Raw genomic sequence first — 20,530 nt, 5'->3', positions numbered from 1 at the left:
CTCACACTTAACCGACACTGTGTTCCAGACTGATGGCTAACAGTTTCTGTGCTTCGACGGCAAACTCCAGCGGCAGTTCGGAGAACACATCTTTACAGAATCCGTTAACAATCATTGAGATGGCATCATCTTCACTGATACCACGCTGCAAGCAATAAAACAGTTGGTCATCGCCAATTTTTGATGTTGTCGCTTCGTGTTCCAATTGGGCTGAGTTATTGCGCACTTCCACATACGGGAAGGTATGCGCACCGGAGTCCGGCCCAATCAACATCGAATCACATTGCGTGAAGTTACGTGCGTTATCCGCACCGGGCAGGATTTTCACCAAACCACGGTAGGTGTTCTGGCTATGCCCAGCAGAGATCCCTTTGGCAATAATTGTTGATTTGGTGTTTTTGCCAATATGAATCATCTTGGTACCGGTATCGGCTTGCTGGTGGCCATTCGTTAGTGCCACCGAGAAGAACTCACCGATTGAGTTATCACCCTGTAAAATAACGCTTGGATATTTCCAAGTAATAGCGGAGCCAGTCTCAGATTGAGTCCATGACATTTTTGAACCCGCACCTTCACACAACGCACGTTTGGTCACAAAGTTAAGGATCCCGCCGGTGCTATCGGCACCTGCAAACCAGTTCTGCACCGTTGAATATTTCACTTCCGCATTTTTGTGCAAAATGACTTCAACGACCGCAGCGTGTAACTGGTAGCTGTCTCGCACTGGCGCTGAGCACCCTTCGATATAGCTGACATAACTGTCTTCGTCAGCAATCAGAATGGTGCGTTCAAACTGCCCTGTTTTAGCCGCATTAATACGGAAATAGGTGGATAACTCCATCGGACAGCGCACACCTTTTGGCACATAAACAAAAGTGCCATCAGAAGCCACCGCCGCATTTAGCGCGGCAAAAAAGTTATCTTTAGCCGGTACCACCGACCCCAGATATTTACGTACCAAATCCGGGTATTCCTGAATAGCTTCGCTAAATGAGCAGAAAATAATCCCTTGTTCGGCTAATTTCCCACGGTAGGTGGTCGCAACCGAAACTGAGTCAAAAATAGCGTCTACTGCTACTTCGGCCCCTTCGCGCACCGGAACCCCTAGCTGAGCAAAGGCAGATTCAACCTCTGCGGTGAGGTACTCATTCATCGCCTGTTCAGACAGATCACGTGGTGCCGCACTGTCCGCAGACGATTGCTGCACTGCACCGGGTTGCGAATCACAACTGTCATCACAACTGCCACAGGATGGCGCGGAGTAATAACTGTAGTCCTGATAATCCAGACTTTTATAATTGGCTTTCAGCCAGTGAGGCTCTTCCATTTCGAGCCAACTGCGATAAGCACCAAGACGAAACTCCAGCATCCATTCAGGCTCATTACGTTTCGCTGAAATGGCGCGAATGACATCTTCACTAAGGCCTTTCGCTAACTGATCAGTCGCAAGCTGGGTAAAAAAGCCTTCTTTGTAACGACCATCGCTGACCCAAGCCTGCACATCATCTGGAACCTCTACATTGCTTCGTGTCATTTCGTTTACATCGCTCAAACGCCAAAACTCTCGCCACACCCGCAGGAATGCTGAGCTTTAGGATTATTAAATTTAAAAATCTGGTTTAGCCCTTCGCGGACATAATCCACCTCGGTGCCATCGATAAACGGCATCGCTTTTAACGGTACGTAGAGTTTGGCACTGCCCTGTTCGAAAACCAGAGCGTCGCTGGCGGGCTCTTTAGCCATATCCATTACATAAGCAAACCCCGCACAACCGGATTGTTTCACGCCAAGCTGCAATCCTTTAATTTGCGGATCTTGCTGCATGAGTCGTGTAATTTGTGCGGCAGCGCTCTCTGTTATCGTCACGCCCTGCCAGACATTCTCGTCGAGTGAAAATGTCCCGACTGATTCCTGTTGCATATGCCCTACCTTATATTTCGCAATCACCCATTAGGTTGATCTTTTCAGGTTAACAATTTGCTGGCTGATTATTGGAGAATCAACACAGATTATTTACAATGGTAGTGATAATAATTATCACTTCAACCGTTTGTTTTGCAGGGATATTAAGAAAAGTGCCGTTTAAACCTCGAATGAGGCGGCAACGAGTAAGCATGCTGCGATGGCCGAAGAGGTCTGGAGGAAAAAGTGCACTTTTATCACCCTGAAATAAATGAATAAATTCCTCGGTGACGCTCGAATTCCTTACTATATCAAGGGCTAATCGCAGTCAGCCGCTGAGTATTTAAAACATTCATAAAAAATACCTATTTCTATTTTAACTTTAGCTGAAAACTCTCACAGGGGAAACCTATCATAGAGATTCGCCGCATTTATCGGCTAAATGAAACTGTCTGAAGGGAGCCGCAGCAAGTGCCATGAGCTGCTGACGTCACTCAGGGCCATTGGTGGCCCTGAGTCAGGTAATCACGTGTAATTTGGTGGGGGAATGACCTTATCGGGACAACACGGCGACGGTTAAACGCGAGGTACAACACAGATGGTCTTCTTCATCAAACACCTCAATCTGCCACACCTGATGGCTGCGGCCGATATGAATGGCCCGACAGCAACCCCGAACTTTCCCGGAACGTACTGCTTTCAGGTGGTTAGCATTAATCTCCAACCCCACGACTTGCTGGCCTTCGGTGGTACACAGATATCCGGCCATCGAACCGAGCGACTCCGCCAGCACCACCGACGCACCACCATGAAGTAAACCGAAAGGTTGAGTCGTCCGCTGGTCTACTGGCATCGTGGCTTCTATTTCGTTATCAGAGAGGCGGGTAAACTCAATGCCCAAATGCCCAACCATACAGCCCTGGCATTGCTGGTTTAACTGTTCCAGCGTTGCGGTGCGTTTCCACAGCATCTTTTCCCCTTGGTTGTTGAAATTACAGCAGCAATAGCTGTTCTGATTACTCAGCCCATCCTTGGGCTTTGCCTCTGCGAGGCGGCGGCAAGTAGCACGAAGTAAATAGCATAGTCAGCTCGTAGGTTAAACCAGCTCAAGCAAAGCTTGTAACGGATGTCTCAGTCCATTGCCTTCAATACGTTTAACCTGACTCCGGCAAGAGTAACCTGTGGCTAAACAGCGTTTACCCGGTAACTTTTGTAACGCCTGTTGCCAGGATAACGCGTAAATACCCAACGAGTTATCGATGTTCCTCGCTTCATGACCATAAGTTCCGGCCATGCCACAACACCCGACACTGACGTTTTCCAGTTTGGCACCATAACGGGAGAATATTGCTGCCCAGTGCTGGCTGCTGGCAGGTAGTGCCGTGGTTTCGGTGCAATGCCCAAACAGGTACCAGGATTCGCCACTCATCTGCTGCTCTGGCAGGTCAGCCAGGGCCATCTGTAGCCACTCGTGCACCAATTGCACCGTAAAGTCACCGCGCGCATCACCAAGAATCTCTTTATATTCATCGCGATAACAAAGAACCAGCGCCGGATCAACCCCAACCATTGGTATCCCCAGTAACGAAATGCGATTAAGAAAATCTGCCGTCTTACGGGCCGTTTTAGCAAAACGTTGCAGGAAACCTTTAATGTGCTGCGCTTTACCGTTGGGTGAGAATGGCAACAGCACGGGATTGAAGCCCAGTTTTTCGACCAAGTGAACAAAATCCGCCACCACCTGAGCGTCGTAGTAACTGGTGAAGGGATCCTGCACGATCAGCACATGCTGGTGGCGTTCTGACTCAGACAGTTTCTCCAACTGCTCAAGGGTCATAGTACTGGCATAATGGCCGGATAATGATTGCTTCAACGTTGGGCTAGAAAGCATCGGTAAGTCCACCATACCAATACTTTTCCGGCTTAGCTCCCTGACCCACGGCTGTTTGAGGAAAAAGTTAAACACTTTTGGGGTTTTGGCCATTAACGGCGCATAACTCTCTACTCCAGCCACCACATAGTCACGCAGTGGGCGATGATAACGGGTGTGATACAACTGTAGGAAGCGGGAACGGAAGCCCGGTACATCAATTTTTATCGGGCACTGCGTCGAGCAAGCTTTGCATGCCAGACAACCTGACATCGCCTCTTTGACTTCATGAGAGAAATCATAATCCCCCTGACTGGCAGCCCAGGTATTACGGGTTTTCTCAATCAAACCACGCAGGCTGGGGCGTTTGGTCGCCAGCCCTTTCTCTAGTGCAATGGGGTCAACCCCTTGCTCAGATAGCAGCCGTAACCATTCTCGCACCAGCGTTGCCCGGCCTTTTGGTGAATGAATACGGTCACCGGTAATCTTCATCGACGGGCACATCGGGCTACGTGTATCAAAGTTAAAGCACAGACCGTTACCATTACATTCCATCGCACCTCGGAATGAGGTTCTTACTGCTAACGGAATACGCCGGTCCAAGGTACCGCGTTTATCTGAGGTATCCACTTTCATCATTGGCGCATCACTGCCCAACGGTGAGCATATTTTCCCCGGATTTAAGCGATTATCCGGGTCGAAAACGGATTTAATGCGCCGCAACTCGTGGTAAAGCACTTCACCAAAGAAGTCAGGGCTGTATTCTGCACGGAAACCCTTACCGTGCTCGCCCCATAGCAAGCCGCCATAGCGCGCCGTCAGTTGCACCACTTGGTCAGATATCTGTTTCATCAGCATTTCTTGCTGTGGATCGCACATATCCAGCGCTGGGCGTACATGTAATACCCCCGCATCCACGTGACCAAACATGCCGTAGCTCAAATTGTGGCTATCAAGCAGTTGGCGGAACTCGACAATATAATCGGCCAAATGTTGTGGTGGCACACAGGTATCTTCCGCAAACGGAATGGGCTTAGCCTGGCCTTTACTGTTGCCTAACAAACCAACCGCTTTTTTGCGCATACCATAGATGCGCTCAATACCCGCTAACTCACTGCAAATCTGGTAACCAATAACGCCGCCTTGCTGAGCAGACATCAGGTCATCCAAGCGCTGACAAAGTGCCTCCATTTGACTATCGATCAGTGCCTTATCATCACCGGCAAACTCAACGATATTCAACCCCAGCATCTCTTTATCAGGGATATCGGTAATCAGCTCTTTTACTGAGTGCCAGACAATATCTTCTTTGGCCAGATTAAGAACTTTAGAGTCCACAGTTTCCACTGACAGTGCTTTGGCTTCCACCATAAACGGGGCATTACGCAGAGCGGAATCGAAGGAGTCATACTTTACATTCACCAGACGGCGAACTTTAGGCAGCGGTGTTATATCCAGTGTCGCTTCAGTAATGAAGGCCAGCGTGCCCTCTGCACCGGTTAAAATTCGGGTCAGGTCAAAGGTTTGCAGGTCATCACTAAACACGTGGCGCAAGTCATATCCGGTCAGGAAACGGTTTAATTGGGGGAATTTCTCCAGAATCAGCGCGCGCTGCTCACGGCAGTGATGCAGCACCGTATGATAAATACGGCCGGTTACAGAGTCCTCCTGCGCAATCGTTTGTGCCAATGCCGTCGGCATGGCGCGGGTATCGAGCAGGGTTCCACCCAGCAATATGGCACGTAGCCCCAACACATGGTCGGACGTTTTGCCATACACTAGCGACCCCTGCCCAGAGGCATCGGTATTGATCATTCCACCCAATGTGGCGCGGTTACTGGTCGATAACTCGGGCGAAAAGAAGTAGCCGAATGGCCGCAGATATTGATTGAGCTGATCTTTAATCACCCCCGCTTCAACCCGCACCCAACCCTGTTCGGGATTAATCTCCAGAATACGGTTCATATGGCGCGACATATCCACCACAATGCCACTGTTCAGTGCCTGGCCATTGGTGCCGGTCCCGCCGCCGCGAGGCGTAAATACCAGGGATTTAAAACTCTCCAGGCCAGCCAGACGGCCAATCAAGGCAACATCTGCAGTCGAACGAGGAAAAACCACGGCGTCGGGTAGCAGTTGGTAAATACTGTTGTCCGTCGCCATAGTCAGGCGATCGGCATAATTAGTGGCGGTATCGCCGGTGAATCCGTTTTGCTTCAAAGCATCCAAAAAATCTAGCACCAACTGGATGACACCCGGTGCCTGAGAAATCTGTGGGATCATTAGTGTGACCCTATCTAATAGGTATGTTTGTGGTTCCGCCAAGAGATTATCTGCTAGCAATCCTCTTTGTCGAATAATTTATGTCAATTCAGAATGATGAGAAAGTGATGCGTATCTGCCGAGGATAAATGAGGCAATAAATCATTAAGTATCAAAATTATATATTGTATAAATAATAGTCGCACCACGCCGAAAGAACATTGTTTCAGCACCTTGGTTGCGGTCGGTGTTTTTGTTATGTCCAAGCTAATGCTATTTTTTAACAAATCACAGCAGTAAAATCCGGCGTTGTCTGTTAAAACATTAAAAAATACACCATGATTAGTACAGATGCTTAATTAGTTCAAAATCTAATGAGTGCCTAAAAAACAGTGCGATGGCCACCTTGCCATGACTTTCGATGTGAGAACCCATTGATGAATTACCCGCAGCAGCGCCGTTTCGATTTACCTAAACTGATGTTTGGGGTGATATTCATTATGATAATGATTATCGCCAGTTTCTGGGTGGTACAGCCTTTTATTATGGGTTTTGCCTGGGCGGGCATGGTAGTCATTGCGACCTGGCCACTGTTGATTAGGCTGCAAAGGCTACTTTGGGGTAAGCGCTGGCTGGCTGCTATTGTCATGACTCTGCTGCTGGTGTTGTTGTTTGTCATCCCGATAGCCCTACTGGTCAGCAGCCTGGTGGAAAACAGCGGCCCGCTTATCCAGTGGGCATCCAGCCCGTCTAATGTGCGCATGCCGGATATGACCTGGTTGCAATCGATCCCAATGGTGGGGAACAAACTCTATAGTAGTTGGCATACATTGGTTGCCGGTGGTGGCAATGCGATGATCGCCAAAGTTCAACCCTATATTGGTGCGGCCGCGACCTGGCTGGTAGCTCAAGCCGCCCATGTCGGTTATTTTTTGATTCATCTGGCGCTGATGGTGCTGTTCAGTGTTTTACTCTATTTCCATGGTGAGCAAGTCGGGCTGGGTATCCGCCATTTTGCGGTGCGCGCTGCCGATAAACGTGGTGATGCCGTCGTGGTGCTGGCCGCTAAAGCTATCCGGGCCGTCGCATTGGGGGTCGTGGTCACCGCACTCGTACAAGCAGTGCTGGGCGGGATTGGGCTGGCGATTGCGGGCATTCAATACGCCACACTGTTTACCGTATTAATGTTTATCTGCTGCGTAGCTCAGCTTGGGCCACTGTTGATACTGGTCCCGGCAATTATCTGGTTGTATTGGACCGGTGATACCACCTGGGGCACGGCACTGCTGGTTTGGAGCTGTATCGTTGGTACCATGGATAACGTTTTACGCCCCTACCTTATCCGTATGGAAGCTGATATGCCGATGATTCTCATCCTGTCCGGGGTGATTGGTGGCTTGTTGTCATTCGGCATGATTGGCTTGTTTATTGGGCCGGTGGTGTTAGCCATCTCCTACCGCCTGACTTCTGCCTGGGTCAATGAAGCGCCGGAACCTGAAGAGAGTATGAAGGAAGTTGCCAAGCATTTAGAAGAGCTTTAGCTCTTACCGGGGGTTTGGTAGTTATGCTGCCGAACCCCTATTATCCAGCGACATTCGCTATTAACAATTAAGAACAACCGTTTTAATTCCTCTATTTCTATTCTCAACCTGTATTTCATTAGTTATTAAATAGAATGATTATTAATAACCATATGAAATTAATCCTATAAAAACATTTATTTAACCTATTATATTCAGAAGATTCTTAATGACTAAGCCACGGAATTTACTTAATATTATTATTAGAAAGTGCTTTCCCCAAGGCATTTAAATAATTCATCTTCAAATGACTTATTTAAATATCTGTAATCGAATACACGTATTGCTGTGTGTAGTCTTTGCCTGTCATCTTAGACGGGCTTTTTTTTTTACTTATTATTGCAAAAAATCCGCAACCTAAGCTGCGGATAATTAAATGTCTCTCTATCGGTATAACCCGAGTCCAATCAATGCTTAGTATGTTGCGCCAAACTGACCCACGTTTGTACTACGGTGTCTGGGTTAAGGGACAAACTGTCAATCCCCTGATCCATCAGCCATAAAGCAAAATCCTCATGGTCTGACGGACCCTGACCACAAATCCCCACATACTTGCCTTGACGTTTCGCCGCCTGAATGGCCATCGACAGCAACGCCTTAACGGCTTCATTGCGCTCATCAAACAGTTCAGAAACCACACCGGAGTCGCGATCCAGCCCCAATGTTAACTGAGTCATATCATTGGAGCCGATAGAGAAGCCATCAAAATGCTCAAGGAATTGATCCGCCAGCAATGCATTGGACGGGATTTCGCACATCATAATAAGCTTCAGGCCATTCTCACCACGTTTCAGTCCTTGTCTTGCCAGTTCTGCCACCACCGCCTCTGCCTGAGCCACTGTACGTACGAAAGGCACCATGACTTCGACGTTAGTCAACCCCATCACATTCCGCACCCGCTTAACCGCCTCACACTCCAGTGCGAAACAATCACGGAAGCTGTCTGCGACATAACGCCCCGCCCCACGGAAACCTAACATCGGATTCTCTTCATGTGGCTCATAAGCTTCTCCGCCAACCAGATTGGCGTATTCGTTAGATTTAAAATCCGACAAGCGCACAATCACACGTTTCGGCCAGAAAGCGGCACCCAAGGTAGAGATCCCTTCGGTCAAGCGACCAACGTAAAACTCGACCGGATCGTCATAACCCTTCATCAAGGCTTTGATTTCTGCCTGAATTGCAGGCTCCTGGCTATCGAATTCCAGCAATGCTTTAGGATGCACACCAATCATGCGGTTGATGATAAATTCCAGACGCGCCAAGCCAACGCCGTCATTTGGGAGACGGGCAAAGTCGAAGGCTCGGTCTGGATTGCCAACATTCATCATTATTTTCAACGGCAAATCAGGCAGTTCAGTAACTTGTGAGCTCTGAATCGAGAAATCGAGCAACTCTTGATAAACATAGCCCGTATCCCCTTCGGCGCAAGAAACCGTAACCTTCTGCCCTTCTCTCAGAATATCAGTGGCATTACCACAACCCACAACGGCTGGGATCCCCAGCTCACGAGCGATGATTGCCGCATGGCAGGTACGCCCGCCACGGTTGGTCACAATCGCTGATGCTTTTTTCATGATCGGTTCCCAGTCAGGGTCCGTCATGTCTGTTACCAGTACATCACCCGCCTGAATACGGTCCATCTCGCTGATATCATTAATCACCTTAACCGGCCCCGCACCAATACGATGACCAATGGCGCGCCCCTCCACCAGCACCTCACTTTGGGCATTCAGCAGATAACGCTCCATAACTTGCTCGTTGGAACGTACTGTTTCTGGGCGAGCTTGCACGATAAACAGCTTACCGGTATGGCCATCTTTGGCCCACTCAATGTCCATCGGGCGGCCATAATGCTTTTCGATTGATAGTGCCTGATGCGCCAGCACTTGTACCTCTTCATCACTGAGAGCGAAACGATTGCGTTGTACTTCTGGCACATCTTCAATCTGTACCTGTTTGCCATGTTCCTGGCTTTCGGCATAGATCATGCGAATTTTTTTCGAACCCATAGTGCGGCGTACTATCGCGGGTTTGCCATTACGCAATGTTGGCTTATGGACATAAAACTCATCCGGGTTCACCGCCCCTTGCACCACCATTTCGCCTAAACCATAAGCTGCGGTGATAAAAACCACCTGATCGAAGCCTGATTCAGTATCAATAGTAAACATCACGCCCGCCGAGGCGAGATCAGAGCGCACCATCCGTTGTACACCAGCAGATAGCGCCACCCCACGGTGGTCGTAGCCTTGATGCACACGATAGGAAATAGCGCGATCATTGAACAGTGAGGCAAATACGTGCTTGATAGCAACCATCACCGCATCAATCCCCTGCACATTCAAGAAGGTTTCCTGCTGGCCGGCAAAGGAGGCATCTGGCATATCTTCGGCAGTAGCCGATGAGCGCACAGCAAAAGAAGCCTCAGGCTCACCGTCAGCTAATTGTTGGTAGGCTTCATGAATAGCCTGTTCAAACTCGGGATGGAACGGCGTCTCAACCACCCATTGACGAATCTGCGCGCCCGCTTTGGCTAATGCCGCAATATCATCAACATTGGTCTGATCCAACAATTGATAAATGCGTTGGTTAACACCGCTTTGCTCCAGAAATTCGTTAAATGCTTGAGCTGTGGTAGCAAAACCATTAGGTACCGAAACACCCAGGTCTGAAAGATTGGTTATCATTTCACCCAGGGAGGCATTCTTGCCGCCTACCCGCTCAACATCGTTCATGCCAAGCTGATTGTACCAAAGCACATTGCACAGATTTAGGCCATTGTTGGACATCGAAACAATCCTTTTTACATTGTCTATTAATTATGGACGGTCAGTAGGGTACAGACGGAGGTATCACGGCTGACGAATCAGCTATTTCAGACTAGCACAATGATCCATAGTCCATGGACAGGTGAATCGATCAACCCAACAAGAAAAGTTATTTTCAGGCGATTCTGACAGCAAACGCTTTACCGATAGGCCGAATCAGGCACACTGATTAGGCTAAACTTGTCACCAGATGCTTATTTATCAGTGTGGTCAATCCGACCAGAAAAATACTCAGGAGTCAGCGTGGAGAGAAGTGTGTTTTATATTTCGGATGGTACCGCCATCACTGCAGAAGTACTCGGTCATGCTGTTTTGTCGCAGTTCCCTGTTAAAGCCACTACCTTTACGCTGCCGTTTGTCGAAAGTGCTGCGCGTGCGCAAGAGGTTTGCCAGAAGATTAATCAGATATATCAAGACACTGGCGTTAGACCGCTGGTTTTCTATTCGATAATCAGTGCGGAAGTGCGTGAACTCATTCAGCACAGTGAGGGATTTTGTCAGGATATTGTGCAAGCACTGGTTGCCCCACTACAGGGCGAACTGGGGGTTGCCCCACAACCGGTGCTCAACCGAACCCACGGTCTTACTGAAAGCAATTTGGGCAAATACGATGCGCGGATTGCGGCTATCGACTACGCCCTGGCCCATGATGACGGTATTTCTCTGCGTAATCTGGATCAAGCACAGGTGATTCTATTGGGGGTTTCCCGTTGCGGTAAAACCCCAACCAGCCTCTATTTAGCCATGCAATTTGGGATTCGTGCTGCAAACTACCCATTTATCGCCGATGATATGGACAATTTGCAACTTCCCGCCGCGCTGAAACCTTTTCAGCAAAAACTGTTTGGTTTGACAATTAACCCTGAACGGCTGGCGGCAATCCGTGAAGAACGACGTGAAAATAGCCGTTATGCCTCGCTGCACCAATGCCGAATAGAGGTGGGTGAAGTAGAAGCGCTATTTCGCAAGAATCAGATTCGCTATCTGAACTCCACTAACTACTCCGTTGAGGAAATCTCCACCAAAATCCTGGATATTTTAGGCATGAGTCGCCGCATGTTCTAATGGAATATTTGCCTGAGATATTATTTACAGTTTATTTCATCACAAATTGTATGAATCAAGGCCGTGGCGGTTGAATTCATTTAGTTTTGGTTTATTGTGATCGCCATCACTTCCCGGTATTCCTGCCGCAGAGAAGAACAGATTTAGAGAATTTCCATGCACAAAACAGATGAACTGCGGACTGCGCGCATCGATAGCTTAATCACGCCACAACAACTGGCGGAAAAATTACCGATTTCTGCCAGCATTGCCGATAACGTGACAGCGTCACGTAAACGAATTGAAAAGATCCTCACCGGCGAAGACTCCCGCTTGCTAGTGGTTGTCGGTCCCTGCTCGATTCACGACCTTGATGCCGCCATTGATTACGCCACCCGACTGAATGTATTACGCGAGCGCTATCAGGATCGCCTGGAAGTCGTCATGCGCACCTATTTCGAGAAACCGCGCACCGTCGTGGGTTGGAAGGGGTTAATTTCTGACCCGGCGTTGGATGGCTCATGTCAGGTCAATCGAGGGATTGAGATGGCGCGCAAACTGCTATTGGCAGTTAATGAGTTAGGTCTACCTACTGCCACCGAATTCCTTGATATGGTGACAGGTCAGTACATTGCCGACCTGATCAGTTGGGGGGCCATTGGCGCACGTACCACGGAAAGCCAGATTCATCGAGAAATGGCATCGGCCCTCTCCTGCCCGGTGGGTTTCAAAAATGGCACTGACGGCAATACCCGCATTGCAATTGATGCTATCCGTGCCGCGCAAGCCAGCCATATGTTTTTATCCCCGGATAAAAACGGCCAGATGACGATTTACCAAACCAGCGGCAACCCGCATGGGCACATTATTATGCGTGGCGGTCGGCAGCCTAATTATGGTGCATCTGATATTGCCACAGCCTGTGACAGCCTGCGTGAATTCGATTTACCGGAACATCTGGTGGTCGATTTTAGCCATGGTAATTGTCAGAAAATGCACCGCCGCCAGTTGGAAGTTGCCGCTGATATCGGGCAGCAAATCCGTAACGGTTCTAGCGCTATTGTCGGTGTGATGGCTGAAAGCTTCCTGATTGAGGGCTCGCAGAAAATTGTTGCGGGTCAGCCCTTGATCTATGGACAATCCATTACCGACCCTTGCCTGAATTGGGCCGATACTGAACAGTTATTGAACTTATTGGCCATTGCTGTCAGCAGCCGGTTTTAATTAACACACAGTGATAGAATGGGTTAACACGCCACATTGACTCTGTTCTATCACTGGATTAAATGGTCCACGCCCCCTCATTCCGCTCAAGCTCCCTTTTTACAAATCAATTCTAAACTATCTATCCAAAATATTAATTACTAAGAAAAATAAAGGAATTAACATAAAAAGTAATAGAGATTGTTATTGAAACCATCCACAGATGAAGATGATAATGATTATCACTTAACTGGATACTCTAAAGAATACTTCTTATGCGCAAGGGCACCTATCCTAATCAAGCCGTAAATTGCACACCAACCCCATCTCCTGCGGTGTTGCAATTATCCTGTATTAATAGCGGACAACTGCTTGGTCAACATGATGTCGTGGTGATCAATCACCAAGGGCAGTTCTATTATTTGCGCCAAACCAAAGCAGGAAAACTAATACTGACTAAATAATTTTTAGTCACTCGATCCTATTTGCAAAAAATATCCACTACGCCAGCCACCTTATATTGAATACTCAGGCAGCCAGCAACTTATTGATTATGTTTAATAACATAGGGAGAGTTGCTTATGCTTCGTTTTTTTCGTTTGTCTTTATGCAGTCTGGCAATAACCGTGGCGTTATCCCCGCTGGCAACAGCTCATTCGGCACCTGCCAGTAAGAATCACACCCTTATTGTTACCGGAACTCAACCGGCGACTGACAGTTTCAACACCCCCGGCACAGTCACCGTCATTGATGCTGCATTACCAGACAAACAAACTGCTACCACCGCCGCAGAAATGCTGCAAAACGTACCCGGTGTGAGTGTTAGCGGTGTTGGGCGCACCAATGGACAGAACGTTAATATCAGAGGCTATGATCAGTATGGTGTGCTGGTGCTCATTGATGGTATTCGTCAGGGCATCACGGGGGCCAATATCAGTGGTACTTTCCTTGATCCGGCCCTGATAAAGCAGGTCAGCATCATTCGTAGCCCATCAACATCAAGGTTTGGCAGTGGTGCCATGGGCGGGGTGATTGCTTACCAGACCGTTGATGCGGCCGACTTGCTGGCTGAGGGCCAAAATCTTGGTTTCCGAGTCAGTGGCTTTGGCGCCACGGGTTATCACAGTATCGGCTCTGGGGTGTCCATGTTTGGCCGTACAGAGAGTCTTGATGGCATTATCGCGCTAAGTAAACGTAAGGTCGGCAATATTTACCACGGCAACGGTAATGAAGCGCCGAATGATGAAACGATTAACAGCTTGATGTTTAAGGGCACCGCCTATCTTTCTGACAGCCAATCGTTAACCACCGCCCTGCGTTATTACAATAACCAAGCACTAGAACCGCGCATGGCTAATCTTAGTACGCCTGACTTAAAATTTAATAAAAATCCAATGATGAATCGTTCCACCCTTCAACGTGATGCCGAGTTAACCTACCGCCTGCAACCACAACACCTTGATTGGTTGGATGCCACCAGCCAACTCTACTATTCCGAGATCAATATTAGCGATGACGTCAATCGCGAAGGCTCAGGCCGCCGAAAACAGATCACCCGTGGTTTAAAGCTGGAAAATAGCAGCCTGCTATTTACTCACAGCCCGGCTGCAAATTTATTCACTTATGGCATTGAAACCTACCATCAAGAGCAAGTTCCAGTCGGTGTTATTCGTAGTTTCCCCCCGTCTGAAATCAAATTTTCCTCCGGTTGGTTGCAAGATGAAGTTACGCTGCGTGATTTACCCGTTACCTTGCTGCTAGGCAGCCGTTTTGATCGTTATCACAACAGCCGCGCCGGTTTTGCTGATAGAGAAGCTAAAAACGGGTCAACTCGAGGTGCCGTTACCCTCAAGCCCACCGATTGGCTGATGTTGTTTAGTGCCTACAGCCAAGCGTTCCGTACCCCAACGCTGACTGAGCTTTATAATGATTCGATTCATTTCTCTATGGGGCCTTTTACCAATCGCTGGCGACCCAATCCAAACCTAAAACCCGAAAGCAACGTCACTCGTGAGGCTGGTTTTGGTTTGAACTTTGAACAATTATTGTCCAATGATGATTTGATTGAATTCAAAGCCAGCTACTTTAATATTGATGCCAAAAACCGCATCACCAGTGAAGTCCACACCGAATTTTTTGGTAAAAATTACTCCGGCTACATCAATATCCCGCGCAGTAAAAGCTGGGGTTGGGATGTGTCATTGGATTACCAGAATCAATGGATTGACTGGGCGCTGGCCTATAACCGCACTCGTGCTATTAATCTCGACACCCGCCAATTTATTAACAGTATCAATCCAGATACCGTCACCAGCAGGCTTAATATCCCTATTGTCAACAGTGGTTTTAGCACTGGCTGGATCCTGACAATGGCAGAAAACACCAAGTTTATGAAAAATAACGATGCCAAAACGTCGTCACGCCGTTCCTATGCGCCGCAAGCTGGTTATGCGGTCCATGACTTTTACCTAAGCTACCGTGGGGCTGGCAGCTTGAATGGCCTCACCACCACCGCAGTATTGGGTAATGCGTTTAATAAGGAGTACTACTCACCGCAAGCAATCCCGCGGGATGGGCGTAATGCCAAACTGTTAATCAGCTATCAGTGGTAATCACAAGGAAGCGACTCATGGAAATGTCACATTACCAACACTATCTCAACATTCGGCAGCAACACCCCAGCAAGCCTCTACACGATATTGCCCTCATGATGAATATCAGTGAAGCCGAGCTATTTTATGCGCGGGTAGGACAGGATGCAGAACGCCAGGATATCAGTGCCGATAGACTGCTGACTGAGTTAGCCAGTCTCGGTGTCACTAAATCGATCACCCGTAACGATTATGCAATACATGAGCATTGGGGTGAGTACCAGAATTTACGCTTGCACGGTCACCTGGGCTTGGTTCTTAATCCACGCGCGCTGGATTTAAGGCTGTTTTTCCGCCAATGGGACAGCATTTTTAGCCTGAGTGAGGAGACACCACAGGGTAAGCAACTGAGCATTCACTGCTGTAATCTGCAAGGCAAGGCAATCCATCAAATCTACTGTACCGAAGAAACAGACCTTAACGCATGGCAGCAGTTGGTAGAAAAGTATCGCTGTGAAACCAATGCGCGATTGGTGTTCTCCCCCGCAGAAAAGGCGTTAACTCAAGAGACAGCCATTGATAACGCTGCGATAGATAATGAATGGCGCAAGATGAACGATATCCATCAGTTCTTTATGCTACTCAAACGCAATAAAATCACCCGCCGGCAAGCCTTCCGGTCTGTCGGTGATGATCTGGCTTATCCGGTTGATAATAAAGCATTAAGGCAAATTTTATATGCGGCACAGGCTTGCCAGAATGAAGTGATGATCTTTGTCGGTAACACCGGGTGTATGCAGATCTTCACTGGCGTGATAGAACAATTTATTGCCTGTCAGGGGAAGCAAACACCGCCGCCTCATTGGATGAGTGTGCTTAACCGCCGTTTTGCTTTGCACCTGCATGAGAATGCCATTGCAGAAAGTTGGGTAACACGCAAACCGACCAAAGAGGGTTACATCTCAAGTCTGGAGCTGCTGGATACTCAAGGTAATCATATTCTGCAATTATTTGGGCAACGTAGCGAAGGCCAACCAGAGCAGCACCACTGGCATCAGCAACTGGCCGAATTGACTGCCATAGGCTCCGCTGATGAATAAATGGCTAATATTTATTGCCCTTATAATTCCAATCAGTGGCATTGCCAGCCAACGCATTATCACACTCGGTAGTGATATCTCTGAAATCACCTACGCATTAGGCGTAGGTGCCAACATGGTGGCCAGGGATAGTGCCAGCCAGCACCCCAGTGAATTGAAAACCTTACCCGACGTGGGTTACTTGCGACAACTCAATGCCGAAGGCATTCTCGCGTTACAACCTACGTTGGTGTTATGTCGTAAGCAGGCTTCAGCGTCACGAGCGCTGAAGCAAATCACTGACTATGGGGTAAAGGTCATACTTATTCCCGCGGACAGCTCGCCACAAACAGTGGTAACTAAAATTCAGTTGATTGCCACCGCAGTTAATCAGCAACAGAAAGGCCGACAACTGATCAATCACTACCAGCAACAGCTAGCAATGATAGATTCCACACCATTGTCGGTAAAGGTTCTATTTATCCTAAGCCACGCGGGGTTACCGCCGCTGGCTGCGGGTAAAAATACTGCTGCGGATAGCTTATTTCGCCTTTCAGGCCTGAACAACACCATGCAAAAATTCAGCGGCTATCGCCCTTTATCACAAGAAGGGATTATCGCCAGTGCTCCTGACCTGCTGATTGTTACGTCATATAGCGTTAAATCACTGGGTGGCATTGATAATATATGGCGCTTACCGGGAGTAGCTCTGACTCCTGCGGGTAAAAAACAACGATTACTGGTCATTGATGATAGAGCATTACTGAGTTTTGGCCTGCAAACACCCCAAGTTCTACAACAGTTGCGGAGTGCCGGGGAGTCCAGCCGGTAAAACGTCTTCTGTTAGCGACGAGTAGGAGTGATTGAAATACCTTTCATCCTTGAAGCCACCGCTAAGTTAGCGGTTGTTACTCACCCGAGTCACTGAATACGTTGGATATGCAACCAACTAACTGGAACAGGAGATTTCCAGATGTTTCCCCCAGTCAGGAGGTAATGCCGCCAAGTCATCAAATTCAGGTTGCTCTGCGAAAGGATGTTGTAATGCCTGATGCAACCGCTGTAGAGGTTGAATATCATCCTTTTCAGCGTGATCAATCACTTGCTGTGCCAGGTAGTTACGCAATATATATTTCGGGTTAACCGCTTTCATCAATTGCTGACGCTGAACATCGTCAATCAGCTCTTGTTGCAAACGTGTACGATAACGGTGGTACCAACTGTCAAAACCGGCTCTATCGATAAAATCATCACGTAGTGGCGATTGCGCCGAATGCATTTCAACCTGGCTCAACAAGCGGAATGTACGGGTATAATCTCGCCCCTCTTGAATCATCAAACTCAATAATCCTGTCAGTAACTCGTTATCCTGGCTGCTGTTTTCGACAAAACCTAGTTTAGCGCGCATCTGTTGGCCATAAGCTGCCATTAACTCTGGCTCATAAGCCTCTAGTGCCAACTGTAGCTGCTCCACCGACATTAAGCCGGACAACGCCTGCCCCAACCGATGCAGATTCCATAGTGCGACCGCTGGCTGATTATCGAAAGCATAACGCCCCTGATGATCAGAGTGATTGCAAATATATCCCGGTACATAGTCATCAAGAAAACCAAATGGACCATAGTCCATGGTAATACCAAGAATCGACATATTATCGGTATTCATCACACCATGAGCAAAACCGACCGTTTGCCAATGAGCGATTAAACGTGCCGTGCGTTTTACCACATCAGTAAACCACAACAGGTAACTTTCCGGTTGACCGGCCCATTGCGGCCAGTGACGAGCAATAACATAATCAGCCAACTGTCTGACCTGTGCAGGCTGCTGTCGATAATAGAAGTGTTCGAAATGGCCAAAACGAACATGACTTTCAGCCACGCGTAATAACATCGCCCCACGCTCTGGTTGCTCACGATAAACAGGATGTTCGCCGGTAACAATGGTCAGTGCACGGCTGGTAGGTATTCCTAGATGGTGCAATGCTTCGGAGGCTAAAAACTCCCGGACGACTGAGCGCAAAACGGCCCGCCCATCTCCCATGCGGGAATAAGGGGTTAACCCTGCGCCTTTCAAATGCCAATCCATACTGCGGCCGTCACTGAGTTGTTGTTCCCCGAGCAAAATCCCACGGCCATCCCCGAGTTGCCCTGCCCATACGCCGAACTGGTGGCCACTATATACTTGTGCCAGCGGCTCCATACCTGGTAGCAAAGCCTCTCCTGCCCATACGCTGGCTTTCGGCAAACTAAACCAACTCTCATCCAGCCCAAGCTCCAGCGCTAACGGGGAACTGTGGTACAGCAAGCGTGCCCCCTTTAACGGCGTTGGTTGCAAGTGAGTATAAAAACCGCTCAATTGCTGCCCGTAGCTATTATTAAATTGAGGCGTATTCTCAGATTTTGAAGCGCTATCTGATTGAATGAAGTTAAAAGGGGTCATCAGCGTAATACCTCAGCCAGCCAGTGACTAACTTGCAACAGCTCAGCATGTGACTCAGGAAAATCATCGCTTAATTGCTGACAAACAACGTTAATAGCCTCGGGACGATACACCGTCCCTTGTAGCCGCTCAGCCAAAGCTTCCAGCGGAGCAGGATTCAAACTATCCGTAAAGATTTGGCAGCGAGCGATGGCACCCTGTAATACATCAAAATGCAGTTCAATTCCGCCCCAAATAAAACGGGTATCGACTAAGTGGCTAAAGGCGGGGGCCTGACCGAAATTCCATTCCCAGCTACTCTGTTTCGCAAATTGTTCGGTAAAACCAGGTAGGTCGGGCAATGCTTGTGGGGAGATTCTTTCCGCCAGCACCTTTTCATTATAATAATCGAAAAAAGCCTGCTCAATGGCGACACAAATCTGTTGATGCTCAATTCCCGGTAATAGCTCCACCAGATTGGTGACTCGGGAGCGCACTGATGTAATCCCTTTGGCCTGCAATTTTTTCGGATCAGGATTAAGGTAATCGGCCAAACGACTCAGATCCGCACTCAATAACAATGTGCCATGATGAAAACCACGATCTTTGGTCTCTTTATACGCCGAGCCCGAAACTTTGCGCTCATCATCACCGTTCTTAACCACCAAATCATTACGACCTGAAGCGGTGGCCTGAATTCCGAGCGAGGCTAACGCAGTAAGAATAATTTGAGTGGAGACCGTTTTATCATATTCAGGTTTACCCGCCATAAAGGTGAAACAGGTATTGCCCAAATCATGAAATACCGCCCCGCCGCCGCTGCTGCGCCGAGCCAGCTTCACGCCATCTTGCTCCATTTGGCGCGTATTACACTCTTTCCATGGATTCTGAGCACGGCCTATCACCACGGTGTCAGCATTACGCCACAAAAATAGCACTCGCTGATCCGGGGACATCTGACGGAAAATGCACTCTTCTACCGCCAGATTAAACCAGGGGTCATAAGAATCAGAAATGAGTAAGCGAAGGGATGACATAAACGCGGCTCCGAACCAAAATAAGCAGCTATTAAGATAACATAACCAACGCCGATATCTTTAGGTTCGAGGATTCATTCTGTATTGATTAAGAACTATATCGAAAATGCATCAAATGCGACGCGCTTGCCAGTACACACGTTTCCAGTAAACATTTTCCAACGATGAACGGATCACACCTTTACTCGTTGAGGCATGAATAAATTCATCATTAGTATCGTAAATACCGACATGCAGCCCATTTTGTCCACTGCCAGTTTTGAAAAACACCAAGTCGCCAGGCATGAGTTCATCACGAGAGACTTTAGTGCCTAAGGTGGTCTGCGCTGCTGTTGTTCGGGGTAATTGCATATCAAAACGATCACGGAATGTGCGGTAAACAAACCCTGAACAATCAACACCACTTTGATCCAGCCCACCATTACGGTATGGCGTTCCTTCCCATTGACGCAGTTGTTCATTCAGTTTAGCGACTACCACAATAGAATCTGATAAGTGACCACTCGGTGTTGGAGCATGGCTGCTACAACCAGCAAGAATCATACTGACCAAAAAGATCCAGAAACGCATCCGCATCGAGATATCACCAGAGTAAGGCTTAGCCAATCCACCGCACAGCAAGCTATTCGGCGCTATATCTGGCCAGCGAGAGGTACCAGTAGAGCTAATTTAGCTATCGAGTCTGGAAAAAACAAGTTATATGAATGAG

15 protein-coding genes and 1 other RNA gene are annotated in these 20,530 nt (G+C 48.2%); 8 read left to right on the top strand and 8 right to left on the bottom strand.

The features are described from left to right. Nucleotides 1–7: 7 nt before the first annotated feature. The 4 genes from sufB to ydiJ all read right to left on the bottom strand — a co-directional run bounded on the left by sufB (nucleotide 8) and on the right by ydiJ (nucleotide 6,055). Complete coding sequence (gene sufB / locus V1955_RS10255) at nucleotides 8–1,534, bottom strand: Fe-S cluster assembly protein SufB (protein WP_372559127.1); 1,527 nt, start codon at nucleotides 1,532–1,534, stop codon at nucleotides 8–10. Between the two features lie 14 nt (nucleotides 1,535–1,548). Continuing rightward, nucleotides 1,549–1,920: a Fe-S cluster assembly scaffold SufA gene (gene sufA, locus V1955_RS10250; protein WP_083158723.1), complete on the bottom strand. Its 372-nt coding sequence runs from the start codon at nucleotides 1,918–1,920 to the stop codon at nucleotides 1,549–1,551. 535 nt (nucleotides 1,921–2,455) lie between these two features. Beyond that, nucleotides 2,456–2,872 carry a hotdog fold thioesterase gene (locus V1955_RS10245; RefSeq protein WP_083158721.1) on the bottom strand — a complete coding sequence of 139 codons (417 nt, stop codon included), beginning with the start codon at nucleotides 2,870–2,872 and terminating at the stop codon, nucleotides 2,456–2,458. Nucleotides 2,873–2,998: 126 nt separating this feature from the next. Continuing rightward, on the bottom strand, nucleotides 2,999–6,055 hold the full coding sequence (gene ydiJ / locus V1955_RS10240) for a D-2-hydroxyglutarate dehydrogenase YdiJ (protein WP_442820859.1): 3,057 nt from the start codon (nucleotides 6,053–6,055) through the stop codon (nucleotides 2,999–3,001). Between the two features lie 416 nt (nucleotides 6,056–6,471). Between ydiJ and ydiK the strand changes: the two genes are divergently transcribed. Next, nucleotides 6,472–7,575, top strand: coding sequence for an AI-2E family transporter YdiK (gene ydiK, locus V1955_RS10235; RefSeq protein ID WP_083158718.1), 1,104 nt, complete (start codon nucleotides 6,472–6,474; stop codon nucleotides 7,573–7,575). A gap of 265 nt (nucleotides 7,576–7,840) precedes the next feature. Then, nucleotides 7,841–7,945: antisense sRNA RprA (gene rprA / locus V1955_RS10230), an RNA gene on the top strand. Nucleotides 7,946–8,021: 76 nt separating this feature from the next. Here the strand turns inward: rprA and ppsA are convergent. Continuing rightward, entirely contained in the window at nucleotides 8,022–10,406 is a 2,385-nt protein-coding gene (ppsA, locus tag V1955_RS10225; protein ID WP_083158717.1) for a phosphoenolpyruvate synthase, read from the bottom strand. Between the two features lie 282 nt (nucleotides 10,407–10,688). Here ppsA and ppsR point away from each other — a divergent pair, with 282 nt between their 5' ends. From ppsR to V1955_RS10195, 6 genes are all read left to right on the top strand, one after another. After that, the gene (ppsR, locus tag V1955_RS10220) at nucleotides 10,689–11,510 is read left to right on the top strand and encodes a posphoenolpyruvate synthetase regulatory kinase/phosphorylase PpsR (RefSeq protein ID WP_083158716.1); all 822 of its coding nucleotides are present in this window, start codon (nucleotides 10,689–10,691) and stop codon (nucleotides 11,508–11,510) included. A gap of 156 nt (nucleotides 11,511–11,666) precedes the next feature. Next, nucleotides 11,667–12,713: a 3-deoxy-7-phosphoheptulonate synthase gene (locus tag V1955_RS10215; RefSeq protein WP_083158715.1), complete on the top strand. Its 1,047-nt coding sequence runs from the start codon at nucleotides 11,667–11,669 to the stop codon at nucleotides 12,711–12,713. A 254-nt stretch (nucleotides 12,714–12,967) separates the two neighbouring features. After that, complete coding sequence (hemP, locus tag V1955_RS10210) at nucleotides 12,968–13,156, top strand: hemin uptake protein HemP (protein WP_083158714.1); 189 nt, start codon at nucleotides 12,968–12,970, stop codon at nucleotides 13,154–13,156. 117 nt (nucleotides 13,157–13,273) lie between these two features. Then, a complete protein-coding gene (locus V1955_RS10205; RefSeq protein WP_442820858.1) occupies nucleotides 13,274–15,304 on the top strand; it encodes a TonB-dependent hemoglobin/transferrin/lactoferrin family receptor in 2,031 nt (676 codons plus the stop codon). 17 nt (nucleotides 15,305–15,321) lie between these two features. Continuing rightward, nucleotides 15,322–16,383, top strand: a complete 1,062-nt coding sequence (locus tag V1955_RS10200; RefSeq protein WP_442820857.1) for a hemin-degrading factor — start codon at nucleotides 15,322–15,324, stop codon at nucleotides 16,381–16,383. Beyond that, nucleotides 16,376–17,194, top strand: a complete 819-nt coding sequence (locus V1955_RS10195) for a heme/hemin ABC transporter substrate-binding protein (protein WP_083158711.1) — start codon at nucleotides 16,376–16,378, stop codon at nucleotides 17,192–17,194. Before V1955_RS10200 ends, V1955_RS10195 begins: the two co-directional genes overlap by 8 nt. Nucleotides 17,195–17,311: 117 nt before the next feature. Here V1955_RS10195 and V1955_RS10190 read toward each other — a convergent pair whose 3' ends face one another. From V1955_RS10190 to V1955_RS10180, 3 genes are all read right to left on the bottom strand, one after another. Continuing rightward, nucleotides 17,312–18,805, bottom strand: a complete 1,494-nt coding sequence (locus V1955_RS10190; protein ID WP_442820856.1) for a protein adenylyltransferase SelO — start codon at nucleotides 18,803–18,805, stop codon at nucleotides 17,312–17,314. Then, nucleotides 18,805–19,821, bottom strand: coding sequence for a lipoate--protein ligase A (locus V1955_RS10185; protein WP_372569235.1), 1,017 nt, complete (start codon nucleotides 19,819–19,821; stop codon nucleotides 18,805–18,807). Before V1955_RS10185 ends, V1955_RS10190 begins: the two co-directional genes overlap by 1 nt. A gap of 111 nt (nucleotides 19,822–19,932) precedes the next feature. Further along, nucleotides 19,933–20,397 (bottom strand): NlpC/P60 family protein, encoded by a 465-nt coding sequence (locus tag V1955_RS10180; RefSeq protein ID WP_083158708.1) that lies wholly within the window; start codon nucleotides 20,395–20,397, stop codon nucleotides 19,933–19,935. Nucleotides 20,398–20,530: the final 133 nt, after the last annotated feature.

This window comes from Yersinia sp. 2545 StPb PI, assembly GCF_052217125.1.
GTDB classification, from domain to species: domain Bacteria; phylum Pseudomonadota; class Gammaproteobacteria; order Enterobacterales; family Enterobacteriaceae; genus Yersinia; species Yersinia enterocolitica_E.
The sequence above is the reverse complement of the archived record's forward strand: the minus strand, read 5'-3'. Positions and strand labels throughout refer to the sequence as shown.

Excerpts from the sequence above, each read along its gene's own strand:
- sufB (WP_372559127.1), bottom strand. The coding sequence starts at position 1,534 with ATGACACGAAGCAATGTAGAGGTTCCAGATGATGTGCAGGCTTGGGTC.
- sufA (WP_083158723.1), bottom strand. The coding sequence starts at position 1,920 with ATGCAACAGGAATCAGTCGGGACATTTTCACTCGACGAGAATGTCTGG.
- V1955_RS10245 (WP_083158721.1), bottom strand. The coding sequence starts at position 2,872 with ATGCTGTGGAAACGCACCGCAACGCTGGAACAGTTAAACCAGCAATGC.
- ydiJ (WP_442820859.1), bottom strand. The coding sequence starts at position 6,055 with ATGATCCCACAGATTTCTCAGGCACCGGGTGTCATCCAGTTGGTGCTA.
- ydiK (WP_083158718.1), top strand. The coding sequence starts at position 6,472 with ATGAATTACCCGCAGCAGCGCCGTTTCGATTTACCTAAACTGATGTTT.
- ppsA (WP_083158717.1), bottom strand. The coding sequence starts at position 10,406 with ATGTCCAACAATGGCCTAAATCTGTGCAATGTGCTTTGGTACAATCAG.
- V1955_RS10215 (WP_083158715.1), top strand. The coding sequence starts at position 11,667 with ATGCACAAAACAGATGAACTGCGGACTGCGCGCATCGATAGCTTAATC.
- hemP (WP_083158714.1), top strand. The coding sequence starts at position 12,968 with ATGCGCAAGGGCACCTATCCTAATCAAGCCGTAAATTGCACACCAACC.
- V1955_RS10205 (WP_442820858.1), top strand. The coding sequence starts at position 13,274 with ATGCTTCGTTTTTTTCGTTTGTCTTTATGCAGTCTGGCAATAACCGTG.
- V1955_RS10200 (WP_442820857.1), top strand. The coding sequence starts at position 15,322 with ATGGAAATGTCACATTACCAACACTATCTCAACATTCGGCAGCAACAC.
- V1955_RS10195 (WP_083158711.1), top strand. The coding sequence starts at position 16,376 with ATGAATAAATGGCTAATATTTATTGCCCTTATAATTCCAATCAGTGGC.
- V1955_RS10190 (WP_442820856.1), bottom strand. The coding sequence starts at position 18,805 with ATGACCCCTTTTAACTTCATTCAATCAGATAGCGCTTCAAAATCTGAG.
- V1955_RS10185 (WP_372569235.1), bottom strand. The coding sequence starts at position 19,821 with ATGTCATCCCTTCGCTTACTCATTTCTGATTCTTATGACCCCTGGTTT.
- V1955_RS10180 (WP_083158708.1), bottom strand. The coding sequence starts at position 20,397 with ATGCGGATGCGTTTCTGGATCTTTTTGGTCAGTATGATTCTTGCTGGT.